Origin of the sequence: Nonomuraea sp. 3-1Str, from assembly GCF_031570565.1 — a bacterium.
In the GTDB taxonomy this organism is placed as follows: domain Bacteria; phylum Actinomycetota; class Actinomycetes; order Streptosporangiales; family Streptosporangiaceae; genus Nonomuraea.
This window is the reverse complement of the sequence record NZ_JALHBK010000004.1, coordinates 326,241-351,169: the sequence shown is the minus strand read 5'-3', so window position 1 is coordinate 351,169 and position 24,929 is coordinate 326,241. Positions and strand designations below refer to the sequence as shown.

Sequence of the window (24,929 nt, the reverse complement as noted above, 5' to 3'; positions counted from 1 at the left end):
CCGTCCACGGGCGTGGCCGGCTGGGAGAACAGCCGGCCACGGACGGAAGAGGCCACGCCCGGAGAAGGCCACGGACGCGGGCGGCTACGGACGCGGGCGGAGCACGCAGCAGCTTCCGCACGCCTCGGCGTCGGGCAGGGTCACCCACAGGCAGCAGGTCCTGCGGAAGTACGCGTCGCCGGCGGGCTCGACGAGCCCGTCGACCGGCCGCCCGATCGCGCGCAGCAGCGCCATGTAGTCGCCGGGCACCATGAGGGTCAGCGGGTGGGCGAACGCCTCGGCCGTCGAGCCCCACAGGGTGCGCTCGCCCACCTTCGCCATCCCGCTGAGAATCCGCACCAGCGGCGCCTGCGACTCGGCGAGCGCCTCGCGGATCGCCTCCGGCCCGGAGCCGTGGCGCACCCGCGTGGCCCCGATCGTCACCCCGGCCTCGGAGACCTTGAAGTACGTCTCGGCGAGCGGCATGACCGGGATCGGCGCGCCGAGCGCCCAGGCCAGCGCCATCGGCATGGTGTGCCAGTAGCCGTACGTCTTCCAGAACAGCGCCGCGCCGACGTGACGCGGGGCGCTCCAGCGGGCGGCGGTCTGCTCCACGAGCTCGTCCAGCAGCGTGTACGGCGGGCGGAGCAGCTCGGTGGCGGGCGTCCACGTCTCGTCGGGCGTGACGAGGAGGCCCGGCGGGACGCCGATCACCCCGCCGCGCTCGGCCGCGACGCGCTCCAGCACCCCGGTGACATCGCGTACCTCGGTCGCCACCACGCCGCCGCACCCCCGCCTCGATAGGTAAGCCTTACCTAAGGTATCAGCAGTCTCCACTCCAAGGTCAACCGCGCCGACCGAGGTGACAACGTTGTCCACACTGCCGGCATGGGACATGATCCAGGCGTGAGACCGACGATGAAGGACGTGGCCTCGGCCGCCGGCGTGGCGCTCAAGACCGTGTCCCGGGTGGTGAACGGCGAGCCCGGCGTCCACCCCGGCACGGCCGAGCGGGTGCGCGAGGCCATCGACCGCCTCGGCTACAGCCGCAACGAGAGCGCCCGCGTGCTCCGGAGGGGTCACACGTCCACCGTCGGCCTGGTCATCGAGGACCTCGCGGACCCCTTCTACGCGGCGCTCGGCCGGGCCGTCGAGGACGTCGTCATCGGACAGGGCTGCCTGCTGCTGAGCGCGTCGTCGAGCGAGGACCCGGACCGGGAGCGGGAGCTGGTGCGCACGTTCTGCGCGCGCCGGGTCGACGGGCTCATCGTGGTGCCGGCCGGGCACGACCACTCCTACCTGCGGCAGGAGCTGGAGGCGGGCACGCCGGCGGTGTTCGCGGACCGGCCGCCGGGGCCGGGGATCGACGTGGACACCGTCCTGTGCGACAACGCGGGCGGCGCGGCTCTGGCGACCCGGCACCTGCTCGCGCACGGGCACCGCAGGGTCGCCTTCCTCGGCGACCACCCGTCCATCTTCACGGCCGCGCGGCGGCTGCACGGCTACCGCTCCGCGCTGGGCCACCTGTACGACGAGCGGCTGGTGTCCATGCGGACGCCCTCGCCGGACGGCGTGCGGGCCGACCTCGACCGCATGCTGACCCTGGACCGGCCGCCCACGGCGCTGTTCACGGGCAACGGAAGGCTCACGGTGACGGCGCTGCGCGCACTGGCGGGCCGGACGACGGCGGGCCGGACGACAGCGGGTGGAACGACAGCGGGTGGAACGGCGGCAGGGCGGCCGATCGCGATGGCCGGGTTCGACGACTTCGAGCTGGCCGACCTGCTGACGCCCGGCGTGACCGTGGTGGCCCAGGACCCGGCGGGGATGGGCCGGATCGCCGCCGAGCTGCTGTTCCGCCGCCTGTCGGGCGACGGCGACCAGCCGCGGCACGTCACCCTCCCGGTGCGCCTCATCCCTCGCGGCTCGGGTGAGCTGCCCCCGTGACCTTCCGTACAGGACCGCCTCCGGCCGCGGGCCGCAGCACGCGGGCGAGGGCCAGCGCCGCCACGACACCGGCCGCGCCCGCCGCGGCGATCGCCACCCCGGGCCCGGCCGCCTCGCCGAGCACCCCCCCCAGCGCCGCGCCCGCCGCCTGACCGGTCATCAGCCCCGCCGACAGCAGCCCGAACGCCTGCCCGCGCGCCTCCTCCGGAACGGCCTCCAGGAACCTGCGCTGCAACCCGAGCTGGTACGCCAGCCCCGACGTGGCCACCGCCGCCAGCACCGACGCCCATCCCATCTCCGGGCCGGCCAGGAACCCCAGCCACGGCAGCCCGAGCAGCACGGCGAGCGGCAGCGACAGCCGCTCCCTGAGGCCGGGCGCCGCGAACCGGCCGACCGCGAACTCCCCGGCCGCCATGCCCACGGCCGCGGCCGCCAGCACCGTCCCGGCCCGCCCCTGCCCGCCGAGGTACGGCACGACCATCGCCTCGGCCCCGGCCAGGCACGCGGGCGGCAGCCAACTGGCCAGCAGCAGCCCCCGCACCCGCCGGTCCCGCAGCAGCAGCCCGTTCACCCGCAGCGTCACCCGCACCGCACCACCCGGGGCACCCTGACCGGGCCCGCCAGCGGGCCCACCCCCGGGACCGTCCCCGGCCTGATTCGCGGACGCCGCGCCCCTGGCCTGGTCCGCGGACGCCGCGTCCCCGGCCTGGTCCGCGGACGCCGCGTTCCTGGCGGGGGCGGCGGACGCCGCGTTCCTGGCGGGCCGGCGCGGCAGCCCCACCCACAGCACCGCCGCGCCCATCGCCGCCAGGGCCGCCGTGACCCCGAGCGCGCCGCCCGGCCCCGCCGCCGCGAGGAACGCCCCGCCCAGCGCGAGCCCCGCGATCTGCGCCCCAGCCGAGGTCACCCCCATGAGGGAACGGGCCAGCACGAACCCGTCCCCCGGCAGCACCTCTGGCAGCATCGCGCTGCGCGCCGCGCCGAACACCGGCGAGAACAATCCCGTCACCAGCACCAGCGTCAGCATCGCCCACACCGGCAGACCCCCGTAGGCGAGGGCCAGGCAGACCGCCACCCTGACCAGCTCCCCGGTCACCATGAGCGGCCGGGCGGGCAGCCGGTCGGCCAGTGACAGCAGGAAGATCCCGCCGAGGATGTACGGCAGCCACCCGGCCATGTACGCGGCGGCCGACAGCCCCGGCGACCCCGTCCGCGCGTACACCAGCACCGACAGCGCCAGCATCTTGACCGAGTCGCCCGCGATCATCAGCGCGAAGCTGCCGAACAGCACCCGGAACTCCCGGACCGCGAACACCTCGCCGAACGTCGCCCCGCGTTCGCTCACACCGCACTCCTTCACTCTCACCGCGTCCTCACTCACCGCGTCGGCCCCCATGGCCGAATCCCGATGCTCGCGGGCGCCCCCGGCGCGGGCGAACCTTTCGGATATAACCGAAAGGTGTTTACGATCGAGGTCACCCCGCAGGACGTGGCCGCCAGCCGGTTCGCCATCTCGCCGCTGATCGAGACCATGCACGCCCAGTGGGTCCTGGCCGGACGGGTCGAGGCGGGTCCGCACCGGCACTGGGCCGAGCGGTGGCGCGGGCCATACCTGGAGCTCGAACGCGCCCTCCCCGCGCTGCGCGCCACGGCCGCGATCACCGGCAACCGGGGCGACAACGTGGACTTCGTCGCCCCGCCGCCCGCCGGGATGAGCGTGCCGTTCGAGACGGAGCTCGCGGCGATGCGCGCCACCCCGGTCGCGCAGGCGCACGCGGAGATCACCGCGGTGCTGGCCGGGCGGCCGCCGGTGCCCGCGTGGGTGAGGGAGCTGCTGCTCGGGCCGGACGTCGTGGGAGTGCTGGCGGACGCGTTCGAGGTGCTCTGGCGGGAGGTCGTCTCGCCGTCCTGGCCGCGCTTCCACGCGACGCTGGAGCGGGACGTGATCCAGCGGGCCGGGCGGCTGGCCACGTACGGCTGGGCCGCGGCGCTCGGCGACCTCAGCTCGCAGGTGCGCTGGCGCGACGGCCGCATCGAGATCCGGATGGGCCGCGCCGACAAGCGCCACCGGCTGGGCGGGCGCGGGCTGCTGTTCCTGCCGTCGGTGTTCACGGGCAACGTCGGCGCGTACCTGGAGGAGGCGTGGCCGTACGCGCTGGTCTACCCGGCGCGGGGGGTGGCGGTGGAGCAGCCGGAGGCGGACGCGGGCCTGGCGGCGCTCGTCGGCCGCACCCGCGCCCGCATCCTGGCCGAGCTGGCGGTGCCTGCCACGACCACGCACCTCGCGGCCCTGCTCGGGCAGAGTCTCGGCACCACGGGCGGGCATCTCGCCGCGCTGCGCGGCACGGGGCTCGTGGCCGGCACCCGCTCCGGCCGTTCCGTCCTCTACGCGCGCACGCCGCTCGGGGACGCGCTGGTCGCCGGGGCTCTTCCCTGAGGCCCGTCACGTCCCGGCCGCGGGCTCGCTAGCCTTTGCTCGGGGGGCACAGAGGTATAGTCGGTGCGCATCCGTTCTGCACACGTGTTCACGCACCTGATCCGGCAGTTGAACTCGCACCCAGGGAGACCGCGCGCATGAATGCCGCCGACGTCGCACCGGAGGTCCAGACCCGGTTCCCTCAGGAGCTGATGTACGCGGCCGCCTCCCAGTACTACCTGGAGGACGCGACGCAGGCCGACATCGCCAAGCGGCTGGGCGTGAGCAGGGCGACCGTGAGCCGCCTGCTGACCGAGGCGCGGCGCCACGGCATCGTCGAGATCCGGGTCCACCGCCCCGCGACCCTGGAGGAGGGCCCGCTCGCCGCCGAGGTGGCCGAGGCCCTGCGGCTCCAGCGCGTCTACCTGGTGCCCAAGGTCAGCGGTCCGGCGCTGGGCCCGTGGCTGGCCCCCGGCCTGGCCAGGGCCCTGACGGGCGTCGGGCTGAGATCGGGTGACACGGTGCTCGTCTCCTCCGGCAGCACGGTGTACGAGTGCGCGCGCGAGAGCCTGGGCCACTTCCCCGGCGTGACGATCGCGCCGGCCGTGGGCGGGCAGGAGGACCCGCAGCCCTGGTTCCAGACCAACGAGACCACCCGCCTGCTCGCCGAGCGGGTCGGCGGCGTGCCCAGCTACCTCTACGCGCCCGCCCTGCCGGGGCCGGAGCTGTTCTCCTCCCTCCAGCACGAGCCGTCGGTGCGCCGCGTCATGGACCTGTGGGCGCACGCCAAGTGCGCGATCGTCGGCGTGGGCTCGCCCCCGCTGATGCGGCAGGTCACGCCCGCCTTCGTCCCCCGCTACGCGGACAGCCTGCGCCACGCCGTGGGTGACGTCTGCTCGCGCTTCTACGACCGCGACGGCGAGCCGGTGAGCTACCCCGGCAGCGAGCGGCTGGTCGCCACCGGCCTGGAGGAGCTGCGCCGCATCCCGTTCTCGATCGCGGTGGCGGCCGGCCCGGAGAAGGTCGTGTCCATCGTCGCCGGCGCCAGGGGCGGCTACTTCAACCAGCTCGTCACCGACGCCCTCACGGCCGAGAGCCTGCTCGCCGCCACCCGCTGAGCCGGCCCCCGAGCCGGACCCCGAGCCGGGGCCTCCGGCCCGCGGTCCCGGGCCGCACCGCTGGGCCGGGATCCCCTGCTGTCACGGCGCATCCGCTCCGCCGCGCCCGTCCCCGCTCCGCCCTTCTCCCGGCTTCGTCATGCCTTCCCGCGGCTCACTCCAGGTGAACCGCAGGTCAAACGCATGGAAATACCGTGAACACTTTTGCTGGACAAATATTCCGCAAGCGCGCTAGCGTGAAACGCACCACAGCACGGTGCCGTTTGTGCGGTCCGTGCGTGGCCGGGATCCCGACCCCGACCGGCTCCGCGAGGACCTAGCAAGTAGTGAGGAAGCGACCCGTGAACAGAGCCAAGATCCGGACCTCCGCGTTCGCCGCGGCGGCAGTCGTCGCCGCCGTCTCCCTGACCGCCTGTGGCTCCGGCTCCAGCGGCGGGGGCGGCAGCACCGCCTCCAGCGGCGGCGGCGTGGAGAACGCCAAGGTGGCCTTCCTCATGCCGGACCTGGCCTCCACCCGGTACGAGCTGGCCGACAAGCCGCTGTTCGAGGCCAAGATGAAGCAGCTCTGCCCGAACTGCACGGTCATCTACCAGAACGCCGACTCCGACGCCGCCAAGCAGCAGCAGCAGGCCAACTCCGCGCTCGCCCAGGGCGTCAAGGCCATCGTGATCGACCCGGTCGACTCCGCCGCGGCGGCCACGATCGTCAAGTCCGCGCAGGCCCAGCAGGTGCCGGTCATCGCCTACGACCGGCCGATCCCAGCCACGCCCGCCGACTACTACGTCTCGTTCGACAACGAGAAGATCGGCGCCATGATCGCCCAGTCGCTGGTCGACCACCTCAAGTCGCAGAACGCGCAGGGCGGCCTCCTCCAGGTCAACGGCTCCCCCACGGACGCCGCGGCCGGCCTGATCAAGAAGGGCATCCACAGCGCCGTCGACCCCAGCGGCTTCAAGCTGCTGGCCGAGTACGACACCCCCGACTGGCAGCCGGAGAAGGCGCAGACCTGGGTCAGCGGCCAGATCACCCGCTTCAACGACCAGATCGTGGGCGTGGTGGCCGCCAACGACGGCACCGGCGGCGGCGCGATCGCCGCGTTCAAGGCCGCGGGCGTGAAGGTGCCGCCGGTCACGGGCAACGACGCCGAGGTGGCCGCCGCCCAGCGGATCATCGCGGGCGACCAGTTCAACACCATCTCCAAGCCCATCAAGATCGTGGCCGAGGCGGCGGCGAACGTCGCCTACCAGTTCATGAAGGGCGAGAAGCCGGCCGGCAAGACCACCCTCTACAACACCCCGTCGGAGCTGTTCGTCCCCACGGTCGTCACCAGGGAGAACATCAACGAGGTGCTGTTCCAGAGCGGGATCATGAAGGCGGCGGACGCCTGCACGGGCGCGTACGCCAAGGGCTGCGCCGAGCTCGGGATCAAGTAGCCCTTGATCAGGCAGCTCGGCATCAAGTAGACCGACAGGAGATTCCTTGTCCTCCATCCGGCAGAAAGACGGCGAGCAGGCGGACGCCCCGCGCGCCGAGAGCGTCCTGTCACTGCGCGGGATCAGCAAGACCTTCGGCGCCGTCGCCGCGCTCACGGACGTCGAGCTGGACGTGGCCGCCGGTCAGGTCGTGGCCGTCGTAGGCGACAACGGCGCCGGCAAGTCCACCCTGGTCAAGATCCTGTCAGGGGTGCACCCCCCGGACTCGGGCACGATCACGTTCGCGTCGCGTGAGGTGCACATCCCGACGCCGGCGGCGGCGCACAAGCTGGGCATCGCCACCGTCTTCCAGGACCTCGCCCTGTGCGAGAACCTCAACGTGATCCAGAACCTCTTCCTCGGCCAGGAGATGCGTCCCCTCCGGCTCAACGACGTGGCGATGGAGACCCGCTCGTGGGAGCTGCTGCGGCAGCTCTCCGCGAAGATCCCCAGCGTGCGGGTGCCGGTGGCGTCGCTGTCCGGCGGCCAGCGGCAGACGGTCGCGATCGCCAGGTCGCTGCTCGGCGACCCGAAGGTCATCATCCTCGACGAGCCGACGGCGGCGCTGGGCGTCGCCCAGACGGCCGAGGTGCTCAACCTCGTCGAGCGGCTCCGTGAGAACGGCCTCGGCGTCATCATGATCAGCCACAACATGGCCGACGTGAAGGCCGTGGCCGACACCGTGGCCGTGCTCCGGCTCGGCCGCAACAACGGTGTCTTCGACGTGGCCGACGTCTCCACCGAGGACATCATCGCCGCCATCACCGGCGCCACCGACAACGTGGTGACGCAGCGGCAGGCGCGCAGCAAGGAAGGGCTCTCGTCGTGAACAGCATGGTCACCACCGATCGCCAGGACGAGCGGCTGCAGAGCCGCACCGGGCTGCGCGGCGCGATCACCGACGTGGTGGAGCGCGCCCGGGGCGGCGACCTGGGCGTGATCCCCGTCGTGGTCGGCCTCGTCGTGATCTGGACGGTGCTCCAGATCCTCAACCCGGTCTTCCTGTCCAGCGCCAACCTGGTGAACCTCACGCTGGAGTCGGCCGCGGTCGGCGTCATCGCGCTCGGCATCGTCTGCGTGCTGCTCGTCGGGCAGATCGACCTGTCGGTCGGCTCGGTCAGCGGCCTGTCCGCCGCGGTACTCGCGGTCCTGTTCGTCGGGCAGGGGCTACCGGTGTGGCTGGCGATCGCCGCCTCCGTGATCATGGGCGGGGTGATCGGCTGGGTGTATGCCCAGCTGTTCAACCGGTTCGGGGTGCCGAGCTTCGTCATCACGCTGGCCGGCCTGCTCGCCTTCCTCGGGCTCCAGCTCTACGTGCTGGGCACCAGGGGCTCGATCAACCTGCCGTTCGACTCGGGCCTGGTGGGCTTCGCCCAGCTCGACTTCGTGCCCGCGTGGCTGTCGTACACGTTCGCGGTGCTCGCGGCGGCCGGGCTGTTCGCCACCGGCTACCTGCACGCCCGCGAGCGTCACCGGGCGGGGCTGTCGGCCAAGAGCGTGCCGATGCTGGCCGCGCGGAGCGTGGCGCTGCTCGTCGTGCTGCTGTTCGTGGTCTGGTACCTCGGCCAGACGCGCGGCGTGGGCTGGATGTTCGTGTTCTTCGTCGCGCTCGTCCTGATCATGCACTACATGCTGTCGCGGACGAAGTGGGGCCGGTCGGTCTACGCCGTCGGCGGCAACGTGGAGGCGGCCCGGCGGGCCGGCATCAACGTCAGGGCCGTCTACACCTCGGTGTTCGTGCTCTGCTCGTCCTTGGCCGCCGTGGGCGGCATCCTGGCCGCCGCCCGGCTGGCCGCGGCCAACCAGAGCAGCGGCGCGGGCGACGTCAACCTGAACGCCATCGCGGCGGCGGTCATCGGCGGGACGAGCCTGTTCGGCGGGCGCGGCACCGCGTTCGGCGCGCTGCTCGGCATCATCGTCATCCAGTCCATCTCCTCCGGCCTGACGCTGCTCAACCTCGACTCCTCCATCCGCTTCGTCGTGACGGGCGTCGTGCTGCTGCTGGCCGTGGTCGTGGACTCGGTGGCGCGCAAGTCCCGCACCTCTCACGGAAGGGCCTGATGGCGGCCATCTGCGTCGACGCCGGCACCACGGTGATCAAGGCGGTCGGCTACGACGAGGAGGGCGCCGAGGTCGCGGTCGCCCGCCGGGAGACCCGCGTGTCCCGGCCCCTGCCCGGGCACACCGAGCAGGACATGGACGACGTCTGGGACGCCGTCGCGCACACCGTGCGCGAGGTGGCGTCCCGGATGGACGGGCCGGTCGACTTCGTCGCCCTCACCGCGCAGGGCGACGGGGCCTGGCTCGTCGGCCCCGACGGCCGCCCGACCGGCCCGGCGGTCCTGTGGAACGACGCCCGCGCCGCCGCCGTGGTGGAGCGCTGGACCCATTCCGGGCTGTCGGAGCGGGCCTTCCGGATCAACGGCTCGTCGGCCGCCTCCGGGCTGCCGCACGCCATCCTCACCTGGCTGCGCGAGCACGACCCCGACCGGCTCGACCGCTCGGCCGCGCTCCTGACGTGCGGCGGGTGGATCTTCTCCCGGATGACCGGGGAGATCGCGGCCGACGAGTCGGACGCCTCGGCCCCGTTCATGGACCTGCGGACCCGCGCCTACTCCACCGAGCTGCTGGGGCTGTTCGGCCTGGAGTGGGCGGCGCGGCTGCTGCCGGAGGTGCGCGACGACGAGCACCGGGTGGCCGGGCTGACCTCCGAAGCGGCCGGGCCGCTGGGGCTGCCGGCCGGGACTCCCGTGGTGATGGCCCCCTACGACATCGTCTCCACCGCGATCGGCGCGGGGGCCGTGCGCGCCGGCCAGGCGTGCAGCATCCTCGGCACCACGCTGTGCACCGAGACGGTCGTGGCCGAGCCCGAGCTGGACGGGGCGCCCGTGGGCATCACCATCGCCGTTCCCGGTGGCTATCTGCGGGCCTTCCCCACCTTCGCCGGGGTCGAGGTGCTGCACTGGGTGTGCCGCATGCTCGGGCTCGCGGGCCCGGCCGAGCTGGGCGAGCTGGCCGCCGGCGCGCCGCCGGGCGCCGCCGGGCTGGCGTTCCAGCCGTACTTCTCGCCGGCGGGCGAACGGGCGCCGTTCTCCGACCCGCTGGCCCGTGGCGCCTTCCTGGGCATGTCGTTCGAGCACGGCCGCGAGCACGTCGCGCGGGCCGTGCTGGAGGGACTGACCCTCGTCGTCCAGGACTGCCTGGCCGCCACCGGCGCCCCGGCCCGCGAGCTGCGGGTGTGCGGCGGCGGCTCCGCCAGCGACCTGTGGGTCCGGATGATCGCCGACGTCAGCGGCGTGCCCGTGCTCCGCTCGGGCGACGCGGAGGTCGGCGCCCGGGGCGCCTACCTCGTCGGGCTGGCCGCCACCGGCGCCGCCTCCGGGATCGCGGCCGCCGCCGACCGGCACGTACGGCTGCGCGACGCCGTACGGCCCGAGCCCGGCGCGTACCGGACCGCGTACAAGGACTTCCTCGCGCTGCGGGAGACCACCGCCGGGTCGTGGCCGCTGCTGGCCGAGATGCGCACCCGCACGGGGAGCCGGTCGTGACGGGGAGCCTGGTGATGACGGGGAGTTCGACATGAGCGTGTGGATCGGCGTCGACCTCGGCACGCAGAGCGTGCGGGCGATGGCCGTCGCCGCCGACGGACGGGTGCTGGGCGCGGCCGGCAGGCCGCTGACCAGCCATCGCGACGGCCCCCGGCACGAGCAGGACCCCGAGCAGTGGTGGCGGGAGCTGGCCGCGGCCACCCGCGAGGCGCTGCGGGACGTCCCGCCGGAGCGGGTCAGGGGCGTGGCCGTGGACGCCACCTCTGGCACGATCCTGCTCGCCGACCGGGACGGCCGCCCGCTGACGCCCGGCCTCATGTACGACGACCGGCGCGCCGCCGACGAGGTGGAGCGGGTCAACGCGGTGGGCGCGCACGTGTGGGAGAAGCTCGGCTACCGGCGCATGCAGGCCAACTGGGCGCTGCCCAAGCTGCTGTGGCTGCTCCGCGACGCCCCGGAGGGCGCCAGGCTGGCCCACCAGAACGACTTCGTCAACCGCCGCCTGGCCGGCCGGGAGGTGGCCACCGACCTGAGCAACGCGCTCAAGACCGGCGTGGACCTCATCGAGGAGCGCTGGCCGCACGACGTGCTGGACGCGCTGGGCGTGCCCGCCGCGATGCTGCCCGGCGTCGTACGGCCGGGCGGGGTGATCGGCGAGGTGTGCGCCGAGGCGGCGGAGGCCACCGGCATCCCGGAGGGGACCCCCATCGTCGCCGGCACCACCGACGGGTGCGCGGCCCAGCTCGGCGCGGGCGCCCTGCGGCCGGGAAGCTGGAACTCCGTCATGGGCACCACGCTCGTCCTCAAGGGCGTCACCCCCGAGCTGGTCCACGACCCGCTCGGCGTCGTCTACTCCCACCGCGCGCCCGACGGCTCCTGGCTGCCCGGCGGCGCCTCCAGCACCGGCGCCGGGGTGCTGGCGCGCGACCTGCCGGGACGCGACCTCGACGCGCTCGGCGAGGAGGCCGCCCGCCGCTTCGGCCCCGGCGGCAGGAAGCCGGCGGCGACCACGTACCCGCTGGTGTCGCGCGGCGAGCGGTTCCCGTTCGCCGCGCCGGAGGCGGAGGGCTTCACGCTCGGCGAGGTGAGCGACGACGTGGACCGCTACGCGGCGATCCTGCGCGGCGCCGCCTACGTCGAGCGGCTCTGCTTCGACTACCTCGACCTGCTCGGCGCCCCCGTGGACGGCGAGATCATCCTGACCGGCGGCGCCACGCGGAGCGCCTACTGGAACCGGCTGCGCGCGAGCGTCCTCGGCCGCCCGGTGACGCTGCGGGAGAACGCCGAGCCCGCGCTCGGCATGGCCGCCCTGGCCGCCGGCCCCGGCGCGACCGACGGGATGGTCCGCACCCGCGAGATCGTCCACCCCGACGGCGCCGACCTGAGCGAGCACTACCTGCGCTTCGTCGAGGAGCTGGAGACCCGCGGCTGGCTGCCCGCCACGGCCGCCGCCCACGCCCGTGAGAGGACCACACCTTGACCCGTCTAGTTCTGGTGCGCCACGGCGAGACCGTCTGGCACGCGGAGAACCGCTACGCCGGGCTCAGCGACGTCGCGCTGACCCCGCTCGGCCACGAGCAGGCCGGCCGGCTGGCCGGCTGGGCCGCCACCGCGGGGCTCACCGGCGTCTGGGCGTCGCCGCTCAGCCGGGCCTCGATCACCGCCGCGCCCAGCGCGGAGGCCGCCGGCGTCGAGCTGCGCGTGGACGACCGGCTGCGCGAGATCGACTTCGGCAAGGGCGACGGCCTGACCTCGGCCGAGATGCACGAGCGCTTCCCCGAGGAGCGTGCCGCGTTCGAGGCCGACCCCGCCGCCCATCCGCTGCCGGGCGGTGAGGACCCGCACGCCGTGGCGGACCGCTTCGTGGCCGCGCTGGACGACGTCCGCGCCGCCCAGCCGGACGGCCGGGTGCTGGTGGTGGCCCACACGACCGCCATCAGGCTCGCCCTGTGCCGGCTCATCGGGGTGCCGCTCGGCTCCTACCGCCGGCTGTTCCCGCGCCTGGACAACTGCGCCGTCACGGAGCTGCGCCTCCGGGACGGGCAGGTCGCCATGCTGCAGTTCAACTCCCCGATTGGAGCCGACCGTTGACCATCCGAGTCCTCGCCGCAGGCGACCACTTCGTCCAGAACCGCCTGCTCATCGACGCGCTCAAGCGCGAGGTGCCCGGCGACCTGGACATCAGTGAGCTCACACTGCCGTGGCCGGTCGTGCCGTTCGGTCCCGTGGGCGAGGTGAACGAGGCGTCCGACGTGGAGGACGAGCTGATCGAGGCGCTGCGGGGCGTGGAGGTGTGCGTCACGCAGATGGCGCCGCTGACCCGGCGCGTCCTCGACGCCAGCCCCGGGCTGCGGCTGTTCTGCGTCAGCCGGGGCGGCCCCGTGAACGCCAACCTGGAGGCCGCCACCGAGGCCGGCGTCGCGGTCACGTTCGCGCCCGGCCGCAACGCCGTCGCCACCGCCGAGCACACGCTGGCCATGCTCCTCGCCGCCACCCGCCGCATCCCGCAGACGCACGCCGACCTGGCCGGGGGCGTGTGGCGGGGCGACTACTACCGGTACGACAAGGTCGGGCCCGAGCTGGACGGGAGCACGGTCGGGCTGGTCGGCTACGGCGCGATCGGGCGGCGCGTGAGCCGCATGCTGGCGGGGTTCGGCGCCGAGGTGCTGGTCCACGACCCGTACGTGGACGTGCCCGGCAAGGTGGAGCTGGAGGAGCTGCTGTCGCGCTCCCGGTTCGTGTCCCTGCACGCGCGGGCCACGCCGGAGACCACCGGCATGATCGGCGCCGCGCAGATCGCGGCCATGCCGGCCGGGTCGGTGCTGGTCAACTGCGCGCGGGGGGTGCTGCTCGACTACGACGCCCTGTGCGACGCGCTGGACTCCGGTCACCTGTTCGGCGCCGCCATGGACGTCTTCCCGGAGGAGCCGATCCCGGCCGGGTCACGCCTGCTGACCACGCCGAACCTGATCATGACCCCGCACCTGGCGGGGGCGAGCAAGGAGACGGCGGTCAAGGCGGCCCGCATCGTCGCGGCGGACGTGGCCCGCTACGTGCGCGGCGAGCCGCTGGCCCACTGCGCCAACCCGTCCCTGGCCTCCTCCTGACGGCGCCGTGTCCCCGCCGGTCGCGGCGGGGACACGCGTCAGCCCTTCAGCGCCCCGGCCATCAGGCCGCGCATGAAGAAGCGGCCCAGCAGCACGTAGATGAGCATGGTGGGGATGGACGACAGGATCGCCGCCGCCATCTGCTGGCTGTACGGCGTGGCCTGCGCGCCCGCGATGTTGTTCAGCATCACCGTGGCCGGCCAGCTCTGCGGCCCCGTGAGGAACACCGCGAACAGGAAGTCGTTCCACAGCGAGGTGAACTGCCAGATGACCACCACGGCGATGGCCGGGGCGGAGACCGGCAGCACCACCGACCAGTACGTCCGCAGCATCCCCGCGCCGTCCACCCGCGACGCCTCGATCAGCTCGTCGGGGATCGTGACGTAGTAGTTGCGGAAGATCAGCGTGCAGATCGGGATGCCGTAGACCACGTGCGCGAGCACGAGTCCCGGGATGCCGCCGTAGAAGACGCCCTGCAGCCCGGTCAGCTCGTTCAGGCCCACGAGCAGCTGCACCAGCGGGATCATCACGCCCTGGTACGGGATGAACATGCCGAACAGGAACAGCGTGAACAGCACGTCCGCGCCGGGGAAGCGCCACTTGGACAGCACGTACCCGTTCATCGACCCGAGGGCGCACGACAGCAGCGACCCGGGGACGGCCAGCAGCACGCTGTTCCACAGGCCCGGCGCCAGCTTCTCCCAGGCGACCCGCCACGCCTCCAGGGTCCACGTGCCGGGCAGGTTCCACGCCTGGCCGGGGTCGGCCTCGGTGAGCGGCTTGAAGCTGGTGACCAGCAGGACGTAGATGGGGATCAGGAAGACCACCACGAAGGCGACCAGCACGACCAGCCGCACCCCGGTGAACACCCGCCCGCGCGGGGCGACCGCCGTCATGAGCGCCTCTCCTTGCGCACGGACCAGACCAGGTACGGGATGACGAAGACCGCCACGCTGAGCACGATGTACGAGGCGATGGTGGCGCCCTTGGCCGGGTCGTGGGAGTCGAAGACCGCCACCCACATGAACACCGCCGGCACGTCCGTGATGATCTGCTTGCCCGACACCGCCACGATCAGGTCGAACACCTTCAGCGAGATGTGGCCGAGGATGATCAGCGCCGACAGCGTGACCGGGCGCAGCAGCGGCAGCACCACGTGCCGGTAGACGCCCCACTCGTTGCAGCCGTCCACGCGCGCCGCCTCACGCAGCTCCTCGGGGACGCCCCGGAAGCCCGCCAGGAACAACGCCATGACATATCCCGACATTTGCCAGATTGCCGGGAGGGCCATCGCGGCCATCCCCCAGTCCGGATCCCGGAACCACTGCCACTGCGGCAGCCCGATCGCGTCGAACAGCCGGTTCAGCCCGACCGCCCGCTCCTCCATGCCGGAGTTCATCAGCCACCGCCACACGATGCCGGTGGCGACGAACGAGATGGCCATCGGGAACAGGTAGACGGCCCGGAACGTGCCCTCGCCGCGGATCCCCTTCTCCATGAGGAAGGCGAGGAACCAGCCGAGCACCAGCGCGCCCAGCACGAACACGACCGTGAACATGATCGCGTGATTGACCGACAGGTGCCATCTGGGCTGGTCCCAGATGCTGACGAAGTTGTCCAGCCCGACGAACGTCCCCTCGGACACCTCGTCGTGCTTGTCCGTCATGGCCAGCCGGAAGTTCCAGCCCAGCATCCCGTACACGAACACGCCGATCGCCACGATCGACGGCGCGACGAGGAGCAGACCCGGCAGCCAGGTGCGTGCCCGTCTCACGACGACTCCCTCCAGAACCCTCTTCCGCACGGCCCTCTCCCGGCGGCACGGCGGGCGCCGGCCGGGCGCCCGCCGTACCCGTGACTCACTGGGCGTTGGCCTTGGCGGCGTCAGCCAGCGCCTTCTGGAGGGCGGCCACGTCCTTGCTGCCGATGAACAGCCCGACCGCCTCGGTGATCGCGGCCAGCCACGGCTGGTTGACGGACACGCCGTGCTGGATGGAGCCGGCGAGCTTGTCGCTCGACCAGTCCTTCAGGGCGTCGGCCAGGTAGTCGGTGTAGAGCGACTGGTCGGCGTCCTTGCGGGCCGGGATGGAGCCCTTCTTCGGGTTGAAGGCGTCCTGGCCCTCCTTGCTGGCCGCGACCTTGAGCCACGCGATGGCCCCGTCACGGTTCTTGGCGCCCTTGGGCAGGGTGAAGCTGTCGGACAGCCACAGGTAGGTGCCCTCGGTGCCGGGCGAGGGCGCCCAGTCGAAGTCCTTCTTCGACGTCTTGCCGAGGCCGCCGTCCGGCGGGTTGTGGAAGTAGCCGTAGGCCCAGTCGCCCATGATGTTGAACGCGGCCTCGCCGTCGGCCACCTGCTTGGCCGCGGGCTGCCAGTCGTCCTGCGGGTCGCCCGCGTACGACAGGATCGTCTTGAACGTCTCCAGGGCCTTGGTGACCTGCGGAGAGCTCCAGTCGGCGCCCGGCTTGAACAGCGCGTTGTAGGCGTCCGTGCCCAGCGAGCCGAGCAGGACGCTCTCCATCAGGTGCGTCACCGTCCACTCGGAACCGATCGAGAGCGGGATCTTGCCCTTGGCCTTGACCTTCCCCAGGTCGGCGACGAACTCCTCCAGCGTCTTGGGCGCGCCCGCGACCCCGGCCTCCTTCAGCACCGACGGGTTGAACCACAGCACGTTCGAGCGGTGGATGTTCACCGGCACGGAGTAGATCTTGCCCTGGACGCTGATCTGGTCCACGAGCTGCGACGGGAAGACGTCGCGCAGCTTCAGCTCGTCGTAGAGGGAGTTGAGGTCCTCCAGGTCGCCGGCCTTGATGTAGCCCTGCAGCTCGGCGCCCGCGTGGCCCTGGAACGTGTCGGGCGGGGTGTCGGCCTGGAGCTTCGACTGGAGCAGCGCCTTGGCCTTGTCGCCGGAGCCGCCCGCGACCGCCGCGTCGAAGAACGAGTACGACGGGTTCTTCTGCTCGAAGATCTGCCGCATCGCCTTGAGTCCGTCGGCCTCACCTGGTCCCGTCCACCAGGAGAACACCTCCACCTGTTTCTTGGCGTCGCCACCGCCCGTGGAGGGCTGTGCCGCCTTGTCCCCGCCGCCGCCGCAGGCCGACAGGGTCAGCACGCTCGCCAATGTGATCGCGACGGTGGCCGTCCACCTACGCCGCATCATGCACCGTCCCTTCGAGAAAAACCCCCGAGAACGCGTGTTGACGACGTGGTCAGATTGACAACGTTGTCAGTAGGCATCAACCCACTTCGCACTCGTGGCCGTCAAGGCGTGTGCGGTAACAGCTCCGCATACCCACTCGGACCATGAGGAACGTCGCGTAACACCTTCGCAAGATCGCTTTCTTTGCTTTCCCGGACCTTCGCGGAGGGGAGAACGTCGGTGCCGCCGGGCACACTCACCCCATGGCCGACGAGCCCCTCGAACTCGGTGAGATCGCCAACCCCGACTGGTACGCCCACACGGACACGATGAACCAGGTGAGCTTCCTCGCCATCGCCCGGCGGTTACCCTCGCTCGTCCGCCAGGCCATGGGCATGGCCTGGCGGGCCAGTCCCCGCGACACGGCGGCGACCGCCGTGCTCCAGCTCCTCGGCGGCGTCTTCACCGCGTTCGGGCTGCTTGCCACGACGGGAGTCCTGACAGCGCTGTTCCAGCAGGGGCCGACACCCGAGCGGGTGCGGGCCGCGCTGCCCAGCCTCGTGCTGGTGGGCGTGGCGGCGGCGCTGCGCACTGCCGTACAGGCCGGAGCGGGCTGGGCGCAGGCGCGCCTGGAGCCGCAGATCTCCCGCCAGAGCGAGGAGCGCCTGTACGGGCTGTCCAGCCGCGTGGAGCTGGTGGCCTACGACGACCCCGAATTCCACGACTCGCTCGATCGGGCCCGCTCGCGCGGCGTCGCCACGGCCGACAACGTGGTGTCCTCGGCCATCGACGTGATGACCGCCGCCGTCGGCATCGTCGCCGTGGCCGGCGTGCTCGGCGTGCTCCACCCGGTGCTCCTGCCGCTGCTGCTGCTCGCCGTGCTGCCCGACGCGTGGGCCGCCGTGCGCAGCGCCCGCATGCGCTACTCGACGATGTACGCCCTCATCCCGGCGCGGCGCCGCAAGTGGATCATCGCCGACCTGCTGGCCGACCGCGACCCGGCCGCCGAGGTCCGCTCGTTCACCATGCGCGGCTTCCTGCTGCGCATGTACGACGCGGTGGCGCGGGCCGAGCAGGAGGTGCTGCTACGGCTGGCCAAGCGGCAGGCCGTGGCCAGGGTCGCCGGCGAGGCGCTGGGCGGGCTCGGCAGCGGCCTGGTCTACGTCGCGCTCGGCGTGCTGCTCGCGGCCGGCGCGATCCCGCTGGCCGTCGCCGGCACGGCCGTGCTGGCGATCCGATCCGGCCAGAGCGCGCTGGCCCAGCTCATGCACTCGACCAACGGGCTGTACGAGGAGGGGCTGTACTTCACGGACTTCCTGGAGTTCTGCGCCGACGCCGAGCGCCGCCTCACCGGGCCGCGCCCGGCCGCGCCGCCGGAGCGCTTCCAGCGGATCGGCGCGCAGGACATCACGTTCACCTACCCCGGCGCCGACACGCCCGCGCTGCACGGGGTGTCCGTGGAGGTCAAGCGGGGCGAGGTCATCGCGTTCGTCGGCGAGAACGGCTCCGGCAAGACGACCCTGGCCAAGATCCTGTCCGGTCTGTACGAACCCGATCGCGGCGCCGTCACCTGGGACGACGTCGACTTACGCGACGTCGACCCGCGCGCGGTCAGGGAGCGTGTCGCCGTCATCGCCCAGGACCACACCCGCTGGCCGCTCACGGCCCGTTACAACATCACCATGGGCACCGAGCGGGGCGAGCCCGCACTGCACGCCGCCGCGGCGGTCGCGGGGGCCGCCGAGGTGATCGACGAGCTGCCCCACGGCTACCGCACCCTGCTCGACCGGCGCTTCAAGGACGGCCACGAGCTGTCGGGCGGCCAGTGGCAGCGCATCGCCGTGGCCCGGGGCTTCCACCGCGACGCCGAGCTGCTGATCTGCGACGAGCCCACGGCCGCCCTGGACGCGCGGGCCGAGCACGCCCTCTTCGAGCGCATCCGCGACCACTCCGAGGGGCGCACGGTCCTGCTCATCACGCACCGCCTGGCCTCGGTCCGCTACGCCGACCGCATCTACGTCCTCGACCACGGCGAAGTCGTCGAGCAGGGCGACCACGCCACCCTGCTCGCCCTGTCCGGCCTGTACGCCGACCTCTACACGCTGCAGGCCGCGGCCTACCGCTAAAGATCACCATCCTTTACGGCACAGCCGGCCCAGCCCGCACGCGCCGACGTCACTGTCCGGCTGTCATGGCCGGTCGTGAGGGCTCACGGGGTGCGCGCCGTTACGACGCGTCTTCTTGACCAGGGCCGTGGGCACCTCGACCCCCACGACCCTCGCGGCTATGACAGAGCCGCCTTCAGGATCGCGCGGGCCAAGGGCGCGGCCGCCGAGGGACTGGCGTCCTCCAGGACGACCCCTACCGCGACCTGGGGCGCGTCCGCCGGGGCGAAGGCCGTGCAGGCCGATGGGCCGGGGCCCGTGGTCGTCTTGGCGGCCACCTCCACCCCCGGCAGCGCCACCCCCGCCGCCGGCCCGCGCGGGACCGTGGTGGTGGTCATCATGGCCGCGAGCTGCCCCGCCGGCAGCGACGGCATGACCGTCCGGTACGGCGCCGGCTCGGCCCGGTCCGTGACCGAGCCGTCCGGCAGTCGTACCTCCTCCACCAGGTAGGGCCGCATCAGCAGCCCCCCGTTGGCCACCGCCGCCGACAGCATGGCCAGCATGAGCGGCGTGGCCCGGACCTCGTCGCGGCCGATCGCCGACAGGGCCGCGCGCGACTGGTCGAGGTCGCCCGGGTACGTGCCGGTCCGGGCGGGGAGCGGGACGGAGAGGTCGTCGGCGTTGAAGCCGAACGCCTCCGCCTGGTCGCGCAGCAGGTCCGGGCCGAGCTGGAGCCCGAGGTTGGCGAGGGCGGTGTCGCAGGAGAGCTGGAAGGCGTACGCCAGGGAGGGCCGCCCGTCGCCGCACGGCCGGCCGGCCGAGGCGGTCAGGTAGGCGGGCGGGCCGGGCAGCGCCAGCCGGGCCGGTGCGCCGACCCGCGAGATGACCGTGTACTCCCCCGAGTCGAGGGCGGCCGCCGTGGTGACCAGCTCGAAGACGGACCCCGGCGGGTACGCCCGGGCGAGGGCCCGGTTCAGCAGCGGCCGCCGCGGGTCGGCGCGCAGCCGCCGGTCGGCGGCGGCCGTGGCCCGCGGGTCGCCGGGGATGTAGACGCCGGGGTCGTAGGACGGGTAGCTGGCCAGCGCGAGGACCGCGCCGGTCTCCGGGTCGAGCGCGACCGCGGCGCCGGGCCGCCCGGTGGCCTTCAACGCCTCGTACGCGGCCCGCTGCACCCGCCCTCTGATCGTCAGCCGGACGTCGGCGCCCCCGTAGGCGCGGTCCTCGACCAGCGTCCGCACGCGCACCTTCGGGTCGCTGCCCGACAGCACCGCGTCGCTCGCCCCCTCCACGCCGGTGGCCCGCTGGAGCGAGGCGTAGCCGGTGACGTGCGCGTACATCTCGCCGTGGTCGTAGACCCGCAGATGATCGTACGGCCCGCCGTCCGCGCGTCGGCTGGTGGCGACGACCGCGCCCTCGTGGGTGAGGATGTCGCCGCGCGGATGGCCGAACCTGGCGAGCAGCGCCCACTCGTTGCGCGGGTCGGCCTCCAGGTCGTACCGGCCGAACGCCTGGAGGAGCGTGAGGTCGGCCAGCAGCACGAACAGCATCGCGGCGCAGGCCAGGCTGACGCGGCGCAGCGGGATGTCGATGCGTCGCGCCCTGGACCCGGCCATGGCTCCTGGTCTAGCAACCGCGGACCCAAGACGGGGCTAGAGGACGCTGCGGTAGTAGGAAATCTTGTGGTGGATGTAGCTCTGGCGCTCGGTGAGGTTGGCGATCTGCCCCTGGACGCGGCGGTCGTGCTCCTCCAGCAGCCTGATGCGGTCGGGGATCGTGTGCTGACCGGCCCGCACCAGCTCGGCGAAGCGCAGCATCTCGGCGATCGGCATGCCCGTGTCGCGCAGGCAGCGGATCATGCCGAGCCAGCTCAGGTCCTCCTCGCTGAAGCGGCGCTGTCCCGCCGCGTTGCGCTCGACGGGCTCCAGCAGGCCGATCTTCTCGTAGTAGCGCAGGGTGTCGAGGGTGAAGCCGGTCTCCTCGACGGCTTCGGCGGGTGTGTAGACGCTCACGCGGTAGAGCATCTCACCTGGAGCCGACTCCAGGTCAAGGTCAAACCCCGCTTGACATGGAGCGCACTCCAGGTCTGAGAGTCGTGCCCATGAACACTGGCTTGAACATCGTTCTCGGCACCATCCCGTTCGGCACCGCCGTCAGCGAGGAGGACTCGTTCGCGCTGCTCGACCGCTTCTTCGAGGCGGGCGGGCGCATGCTCGACACGTCGAACAACTATCCCTTCTGGGTGGAGGGCGCCACGGGCGACGAGAGCGAGGCGACGCTGGGCGCGTGGATGGCCGCCCGCGGCAATCGCGACGAGATCTTCCTGAGCACGAAGGTGGGCGCCCGGCCCACGGTCCCCGGCGACACCACACTGGCCTCGGCCGAGGGACTGTCGGCGGCGGCCGTCGCACGGGGCGTGGAGGGCAGCCTGCGCCGCCTGCGGACCGACCGCGTCGACCTGTACTGGTCGCACATCGAGGACCGGTCCGTGCCGCTGGAGGAGAGCCTCGGGGCGTTCGGGGAGCTGGCCGCGCAGGGCAAGATCCGCGAGCTGGGCGCCAGCAACATGCCGGCCTGGCGGCTGGAGCGGGCGCGCGCCGTGTCGGCCGCGCACGGCTGGATCCGCTACACGTACGCGCAGCAACGCCACACGTACCTGCGCCCGCGCCCGTTCACGAAGCTCGCCGAGGGCGGGCACATGCTGGCCACGGACGACCTGCTCGACTACCTGCGCTCCGAGCAGGACCTGACGCTGTGGGCCTACAACACGCTCATGTCAGGCCGCTACACCCGCGCCGACCGGCCGCTGCCGGAGTCGTACGACCATCCGGGCACGGACCGGCGGCTGGCCACGCTCCGTGAGGTGGCCGCGGAGGTGGGCGCGACCGCCAACCAGGTGGTGCTGGCCTGGCTGATGGCCGACGGGCACGTGCCGATCGTCGGGGCGTCCACGGCCGCGCAGCTCGACGAGGCGATCGGCGCGGCCGAGGTCAAGCTGGACGACGACGTCCGCGCCCGCCTCGACGCCGCCTGCTAGGGACTCCCGGGGTCAGGGGAGGTGCTCGGACAGGTAGCGGCGGACGAGCTGCTTGCACTCGGCGATCATGCCGGTGTCGCCGGCCGGGTCCATGCGGAAGGCCAGCTTCAGCACCGCGTCCGTCGCCTCCACCGCGACGAGCAGCGCCCGGTCGAAGCCCTCGCCGGCGGGGGCGCCCAGCAGGTCGCGCGCGAGCGTCCGCAGCCGGTCGGCGACGATGGCGTTGTTCTCCAGCACCGAGTCGAGCATCCGGTTGGTGCCCTCCAGGGCGGGCCCGCCGGGCGTCACCAGCACCTCCCCGAAGTCCACCACCCCGAACCCGGGCGTGGTCCGCTTCATCGCCACGAACTCGTCGATGGACAGGTCGATCAGGTCGGTCCAGTGGCCGGGCCGCGCCGCGGAGATCCGTTCGGTCACCCGGCGCAGGAAGGCGTCGAGGTTGCGCCGGGCCAGCGCGCGCACCAGTCCCTGCTTGTCGGGGAAGAACTGGTAGAACGTGCCGATCGGCACCTCGGCGCGCCGGGCGACCTCCTTGGTGGTGAGTGCGTCGTAGCCGATCTGGTCGAGCAGCACGGCGCACTCGTCGAGCATCCGCTCCACCCGCTCAAGGCTGCGGCGTTGGGCGGGACGGCGCCGCAAGGTACTGGTCATGCCCTCCATCCTGACCCATTACCGGTAGGTAGAGGATCTCGCTTTGCCGTCAGTTAACATGAGCTGCACTCGCAAAGTACGGAGGAGCCGGCATGTTCCTGTGGGGTACGGCCACGGCCGCCTACCAGATCGAAGGAGCCGTCGCCGAGGACGGCAGGGGTGCGTCCATCTGGGACACGTTCTCCCACGACCCCGGCCGCACCCGCGACGGGCACACCGGCGACGTGGCCTGCGACCACTACCACCGCTGGCGCGAGGACGTGGCGCTCATGTCGGGCCTGGGCGTCAACGCCTACCGCTTCTCCGTCGCCTGGACCCGCGTCCTGCCCGACGGCTCCGGAGCCGTCAACGCCAAGGGCCTCGACTTCTACGAGCGGCTGGTGGACGGGCTGCTGGAGGCGGGCGTCACGCCGGTGCCGACGCTGTTCCACTGGGACCTGCCGCAGGCGCTGGAGGACCGCGGCGGGTGGTTGAGCCGTGACGTCTCCGGCCTGTTCGCCGAGTACGCCGCCGTGGTGGGCGAGCGGCTCGCCGACCGCGTCCCGATGTGGATCACGCTGAACGAGCCGTTCATCCACATGGCCTTCGGCTACGGCCTGGGCATCCACGCGCCCGGCCGGGCACTGCTGCTCGACGCGCTGCCCGTGGCCCACCACCAGCTCCTCGGCCACGGCCTGGCCGTGCAGGCGCTGCGGGCGGCGGGGGCACGCGAGGTGGCGATCACCAACAACTGCACGCCCGTCTGGCCGGCCTCCGGCGCCGAGGAGGACGTGGCCGCCGCCGCGGCCTACGACACGCTGCACAACCGGCTGTTCAACGACCCGGTGCTGCTGGGGGCGTACCCGGACCTGACGGCGTTCGGCATCCGGCCGGACGGCGCGGCCGGCGAGGGGCCCGAGCTGAGCTCCGTGCTGGGCGTCCGGGACGGCGACCTGGCCGTGATCTCCGCCCCGCTCGACGGCCTCGGCGTCAACTACTACAACCCCACCCGCATCTCCGCCCCGGCGGACGACGGCCTGCCGTTCACCGACGCGGGCGTCACCGGCTACCCGACCACCGCGTTCGGCTGGCCCGTCGTGCCCGACGGCCTGCGCGAGCTGCTGACGGGGCTGCGCGACCGGTACGGCGAGGCGCTGCCGCCGGTGTACGTCACGGAGAACGGCTGCTCCCAGGCGGACGAGCCGACCCCGGAGGGCGTCGTGGACGACCCGGAGCGGATCGCCTTCCTCCGCGACCACATCGCCGCGGTGGAGCGGGCCCGCGCGGAGGGCGTGGACGTGCGGGGCTACTTCGTGTGGTCGCTGCTGGACAACTTCGAATGGGCGGAGGGCTACCACCAGCGCTTCGGCCTGGTCCACGTGGACTTCGCCGGCGGGAAGCGCACCCCCAAGGCGTCCTACCACTGGTACCGGGAGCACATCGCCGCCGCGCTCCGCCCGTGAACGCCGCCCCCTGACCCGCTGGTCAGAAGACGGACACGTGGACGTGGTCGTAGTGGTTGGCGGTGACGCCGCCCCGGTCGGACATGGGGTCCCAGCCGCCACCGGACCGGATGTCGTAGTACCGCTGCTTCCAGATGATGTACATCACGCCGATCCGCGAGCCGTTCTGGATCAGCCACTCCGCCAGCGCGTCGCCGCGCTCCTCGTCGGCGCCGGAGGCGGCCCGGCCGCCGCTGGACATCATGAAGTCGCAGGCCCGGCCCTTGCCGTGCTCTCCGGGGTCGCCGGGGCGCAGGCAGCCGACCCCGTACGGCATGGGGAAGTTGGACATGACGGCGGCCCGGACCGCGACCATGCGCGCGGTGAGCCCGTCGGAGCCGCCGGGCTGCTGGAAGCCGTACTTGGCGAGCAGGCGCTCGATCTCGCGGCGCCTGCCCTGCATGTTCTTGATCTCGCGCCTGAGCTTCTCCACCTTGTCGTCGGCCGCGACCTCGGCCTTCTTGGCGTCCTCGATGAGCCGCTGGATGGCCCGGACGCGGCCGGCGCGCTCCTCGGCGATGTAGGACATGGTGGCCGCCTGGCCGAGCGCCACTGACGGGTCGCCGTCGAGGCCGAGAAGCTGCGTGCCGTCGATGGGGCCGTTGATGTACGCGTGCCGCGCGATGGCGGACACGTCGGCCTTGGCGCGGTCCAATCGGGCCTTCAGGGCGCCCGAGGTCGTGATGGCCTTCTTGACCTGGACCTTGATCTCCTCAAGGCTCTGGATCTGGCCGCGGTAGCGCTCGTTGAGCTGCTGCGCCTGCTTGGTGAGCTTGCGCAGCTCGGCGGGGTTGGGCGCGGCCGTCGCCGCCTGCGGGACGGGGAGCAGGAGCAGGCCGGAGAGAGTGGCGACGAAAAGGGCGATGCGACCGACTCTCACGCCCGTCCTCCCTCCATAGACGGTCCGAAACTATAGAAGATGATCTTGAATGCT

General features: G+C 72.7%; 22 protein-coding genes. 13 read left to right on the top strand and 9 right to left on the bottom strand.

Features of this window, described 5'->3' with window-relative positions; genetic code table 11:
• Window positions 1-84: 84 nt before the first annotated feature.
• On the bottom strand, window positions 85-759 hold the full coding sequence (locus MTP10_RS10400) for a (2Fe-2S)-binding protein (protein ID WP_310708848.1): 675 nt from the start codon (window positions 757-759) through the stop codon (window positions 85-87).
• A gap of 126 nt (window positions 760-885) precedes the next feature.
• On the opposite strand from MTP10_RS10400, the gene MTP10_RS10395 reads away from it, so the two are divergent.
• Entirely contained in the window at window positions 886-1,926 is a 1,041-nt protein-coding gene (locus tag MTP10_RS10395; protein ID WP_310708847.1) for a LacI family DNA-binding transcriptional regulator, read from the top strand.
• Here MTP10_RS10395 and MTP10_RS10390 read toward each other — a convergent pair.
• Complete coding sequence (locus MTP10_RS10390; protein WP_310708846.1) at window positions 1,892-3,271, bottom strand: MFS transporter; 1,380 nt, start codon at window positions 3,269-3,271, stop codon at window positions 1,892-1,894. The genes MTP10_RS10395 and MTP10_RS10390 overlap by 35 nt on opposite strands.
• A 114-nt stretch (window positions 3,272-3,385) precedes the next feature.
• On the opposite strand from MTP10_RS10390, the gene MTP10_RS10385 reads away from it, so the two are divergent.
• The 9 genes from MTP10_RS10385 (at window position 3,386) to MTP10_RS10345 (ending at window position 13,587) form a co-directional block, all read left to right on the top strand.
• Complete coding sequence (locus MTP10_RS10385) at window positions 3,386-4,363, top strand: helix-turn-helix domain-containing protein (protein WP_310708845.1); 978 nt, start codon at window positions 3,386-3,388, stop codon at window positions 4,361-4,363.
• Between the two features lie 137 nt (window positions 4,364-4,500).
• On the top strand, window positions 4,501-5,460 hold the full coding sequence (locus MTP10_RS10380; protein WP_310708844.1) for a sugar-binding domain-containing protein: 960 nt from the start codon (window positions 4,501-4,503) through the stop codon (window positions 5,458-5,460).
• Between the two features lie 341 nt (window positions 5,461-5,801).
• Window positions 5,802-6,893 carry a sugar ABC transporter substrate-binding protein gene (locus MTP10_RS10375; protein ID WP_310708843.1) on the top strand — a complete coding sequence of 364 codons (1,092 nt, stop codon included), beginning with the start codon at window positions 5,802-5,804 and terminating at the stop codon, window positions 6,891-6,893.
• A gap of 46 nt (window positions 6,894-6,939) precedes the next feature.
• A complete protein-coding gene (locus tag MTP10_RS10370; protein ID WP_310708842.1) occupies window positions 6,940-7,761 on the top strand; it encodes an ATP-binding cassette domain-containing protein in 822 nt (273 codons plus the stop codon).
• 5 nt (window positions 7,762-7,766) lie between these two features.
• Window positions 7,767-8,993, top strand: a complete 1,227-nt coding sequence (locus MTP10_RS10365; protein ID WP_310708884.1) for an ABC transporter permease subunit — start codon at window positions 7,767-7,769, stop codon at window positions 8,991-8,993.
• On the top strand, window positions 8,993-10,480 hold the full coding sequence (locus MTP10_RS10360) for an FGGY-family carbohydrate kinase (RefSeq protein ID WP_310708841.1): 1,488 nt from the start codon (window positions 8,993-8,995) through the stop codon (window positions 10,478-10,480). Before MTP10_RS10365 ends, MTP10_RS10360 begins: the two co-directional genes overlap by 1 nt.
• 31 nt (window positions 10,481-10,511) lie before the next feature.
• Window positions 10,512-11,960 carry an FGGY family carbohydrate kinase gene (locus MTP10_RS10355; protein WP_310708840.1) on the top strand — a complete coding sequence of 483 codons (1,449 nt, stop codon included), beginning with the start codon at window positions 10,512-10,514 and terminating at the stop codon, window positions 11,958-11,960.
• Window positions 11,957-12,571: a histidine phosphatase family protein gene (locus tag MTP10_RS10350; RefSeq protein WP_310708839.1), complete on the top strand. Its 615-nt coding sequence runs from the start codon at window positions 11,957-11,959 to the stop codon at window positions 12,569-12,571. Before MTP10_RS10355 ends, MTP10_RS10350 begins: the two co-directional genes overlap by 4 nt.
• The gene (locus MTP10_RS10345) at window positions 12,568-13,587 is read left to right on the top strand and encodes a 2-hydroxyacid dehydrogenase (protein ID WP_310708838.1); all 1,020 of its coding nucleotides are present in this window, start codon (window positions 12,568-12,570) and stop codon (window positions 13,585-13,587) included. Before MTP10_RS10350 ends, MTP10_RS10345 begins: the two co-directional genes overlap by 4 nt.
• Before the next feature lie 38 nt (window positions 13,588-13,625).
• Here MTP10_RS10345 and MTP10_RS10340 read toward each other — a convergent pair whose 3' ends face one another.
• The 3 genes from MTP10_RS10340 to MTP10_RS10330 form a co-directional block, all read right to left on the bottom strand.
• Window positions 13,626-14,483 (bottom strand): carbohydrate ABC transporter permease, encoded by an 858-nt coding sequence (locus tag MTP10_RS10340; protein WP_310708837.1) that lies wholly within the window; start codon window positions 14,481-14,483, stop codon window positions 13,626-13,628.
• On the bottom strand, window positions 14,480-15,361 hold the full coding sequence (locus MTP10_RS10335) for a sugar ABC transporter permease (protein WP_310708836.1): 882 nt from the start codon (window positions 15,359-15,361) through the stop codon (window positions 14,480-14,482). The genes MTP10_RS10340 and MTP10_RS10335 overlap by 4 nt, the downstream gene beginning before the upstream one ends.
• An 85-nt stretch (window positions 15,362-15,446) precedes the next feature.
• Window positions 15,447-16,745, bottom strand: coding sequence for an ABC transporter substrate-binding protein (locus tag MTP10_RS10330; protein WP_310708835.1), 1,299 nt, complete (start codon window positions 16,743-16,745; stop codon window positions 15,447-15,449).
• 242 nt (window positions 16,746-16,987) lie between these two features.
• Between MTP10_RS10330 and MTP10_RS10325 the strand changes: the two genes are divergently transcribed.
• Window positions 16,988-18,850: an ABC transporter ATP-binding protein gene (locus MTP10_RS10325; protein WP_310708834.1), complete on the top strand. Its 1,863-nt coding sequence runs from the start codon at window positions 16,988-16,990 to the stop codon at window positions 18,848-18,850.
• Window positions 18,851-19,008: 158 nt separating this feature from the next.
• Here the strand turns inward: MTP10_RS10325 and MTP10_RS10320 are convergent, their stop codons facing one another.
• Together MTP10_RS10320 and MTP10_RS10315 are read right to left on the bottom strand one after the other, a co-directional pair.
• A complete protein-coding gene (locus MTP10_RS10320) occupies window positions 19,009-20,442 on the bottom strand; it encodes a penicillin-binding transpeptidase domain-containing protein (RefSeq protein ID WP_310708833.1) in 1,434 nt (477 codons plus the stop codon).
• Between the two features lie 36 nt (window positions 20,443-20,478).
• On the bottom strand, window positions 20,479-20,838 hold the full coding sequence (locus tag MTP10_RS10315; RefSeq protein WP_310708832.1) for a MerR family transcriptional regulator: 360 nt from the start codon (window positions 20,836-20,838) through the stop codon (window positions 20,479-20,481).
• An 89-nt stretch (window positions 20,839-20,927) separates the two neighbouring features.
• Between MTP10_RS10315 and MTP10_RS10310 the strand changes: the two genes are divergently transcribed.
• Window positions 20,928-21,863 (top strand): aldo/keto reductase, encoded by a 936-nt coding sequence (locus tag MTP10_RS10310; RefSeq protein ID WP_310708831.1) that lies wholly within the window; start codon window positions 20,928-20,930, stop codon window positions 21,861-21,863.
• Window positions 21,864-21,875: 12 nt separating this feature from the next.
• Here the strand turns inward: MTP10_RS10310 and MTP10_RS10305 are convergent, their stop codons facing one another.
• On the bottom strand, window positions 21,876-22,514 hold the full coding sequence (locus tag MTP10_RS10305; RefSeq protein ID WP_310708830.1) for a TetR family transcriptional regulator: 639 nt from the start codon (window positions 22,512-22,514) through the stop codon (window positions 21,876-21,878).
• Between the two features lie 92 nt (window positions 22,515-22,606).
• On the opposite strand from MTP10_RS10305, the gene MTP10_RS10300 reads away from it, so the two are divergent.
• Complete coding sequence (locus MTP10_RS10300; RefSeq protein ID WP_310708829.1) at window positions 22,607-23,956, top strand: GH1 family beta-glucosidase; 1,350 nt, start codon at window positions 22,607-22,609, stop codon at window positions 23,954-23,956.
• A gap of 22 nt (window positions 23,957-23,978) precedes the next feature.
• Here MTP10_RS10300 and MTP10_RS10295 read toward each other — a convergent pair whose 3' ends face one another.
• Complete coding sequence (locus tag MTP10_RS10295; protein WP_310708828.1) at window positions 23,979-24,875, bottom strand: hypothetical protein; 897 nt, start codon at window positions 24,873-24,875, stop codon at window positions 23,979-23,981.
• Window positions 24,876-24,929: the final 54 nt, after the last annotated feature.

Bases quoted from the DNA above. Each gene is read 5' to 3' on its own strand.
- MTP10_RS10380 (WP_310708844.1), top strand. From the start codon at position 4,501: ATGAATGCCGCCGACGTCGCACCGGAGGTCCAGACCCGGTTCCCTCAG.
- MTP10_RS10365 (WP_310708884.1), top strand. From the start codon at position 7,767: ATGGTCACCACCGATCGCCAGGACGAGCGGCTGCAGAGCCGCACCGGG.
- MTP10_RS10360 (WP_310708841.1), top strand. From the start codon at position 8,993: ATGGCGGCCATCTGCGTCGACGCCGGCACCACGGTGATCAAGGCGGTC.
- MTP10_RS10355 (WP_310708840.1), top strand. From the start codon at position 10,512: ATGAGCGTGTGGATCGGCGTCGACCTCGGCACGCAGAGCGTGCGGGCG.
- MTP10_RS10340 (WP_310708837.1), bottom strand. From the start codon at position 14,483: ATGACGGCGGTCGCCCCGCGCGGGCGGGTGTTCACCGGGGTGCGGCTG.
- MTP10_RS10330 (WP_310708835.1), bottom strand. From the start codon at position 16,745: ATGATGCGGCGTAGGTGGACGGCCACCGTCGCGATCACATTGGCGAGC.
- MTP10_RS10325 (WP_310708834.1), top strand. From the start codon at position 16,988: ATGGCCGACGAGCCCCTCGAACTCGGTGAGATCGCCAACCCCGACTGG.
- MTP10_RS10320 (WP_310708833.1), bottom strand. From the start codon at position 20,442: ATGGCCGGGTCCAGGGCGCGACGCATCGACATCCCGCTGCGCCGCGTC.
- MTP10_RS10310 (WP_310708831.1), top strand. From the start codon at position 20,928: ATGAACACTGGCTTGAACATCGTTCTCGGCACCATCCCGTTCGGCACC.
- MTP10_RS10305 (WP_310708830.1), bottom strand. From the start codon at position 22,514: ATGACCAGTACCTTGCGGCGCCGTCCCGCCCAACGCCGCAGCCTTGAG.
- MTP10_RS10300 (WP_310708829.1), top strand. From the start codon at position 22,607: ATGTTCCTGTGGGGTACGGCCACGGCCGCCTACCAGATCGAAGGAGCC.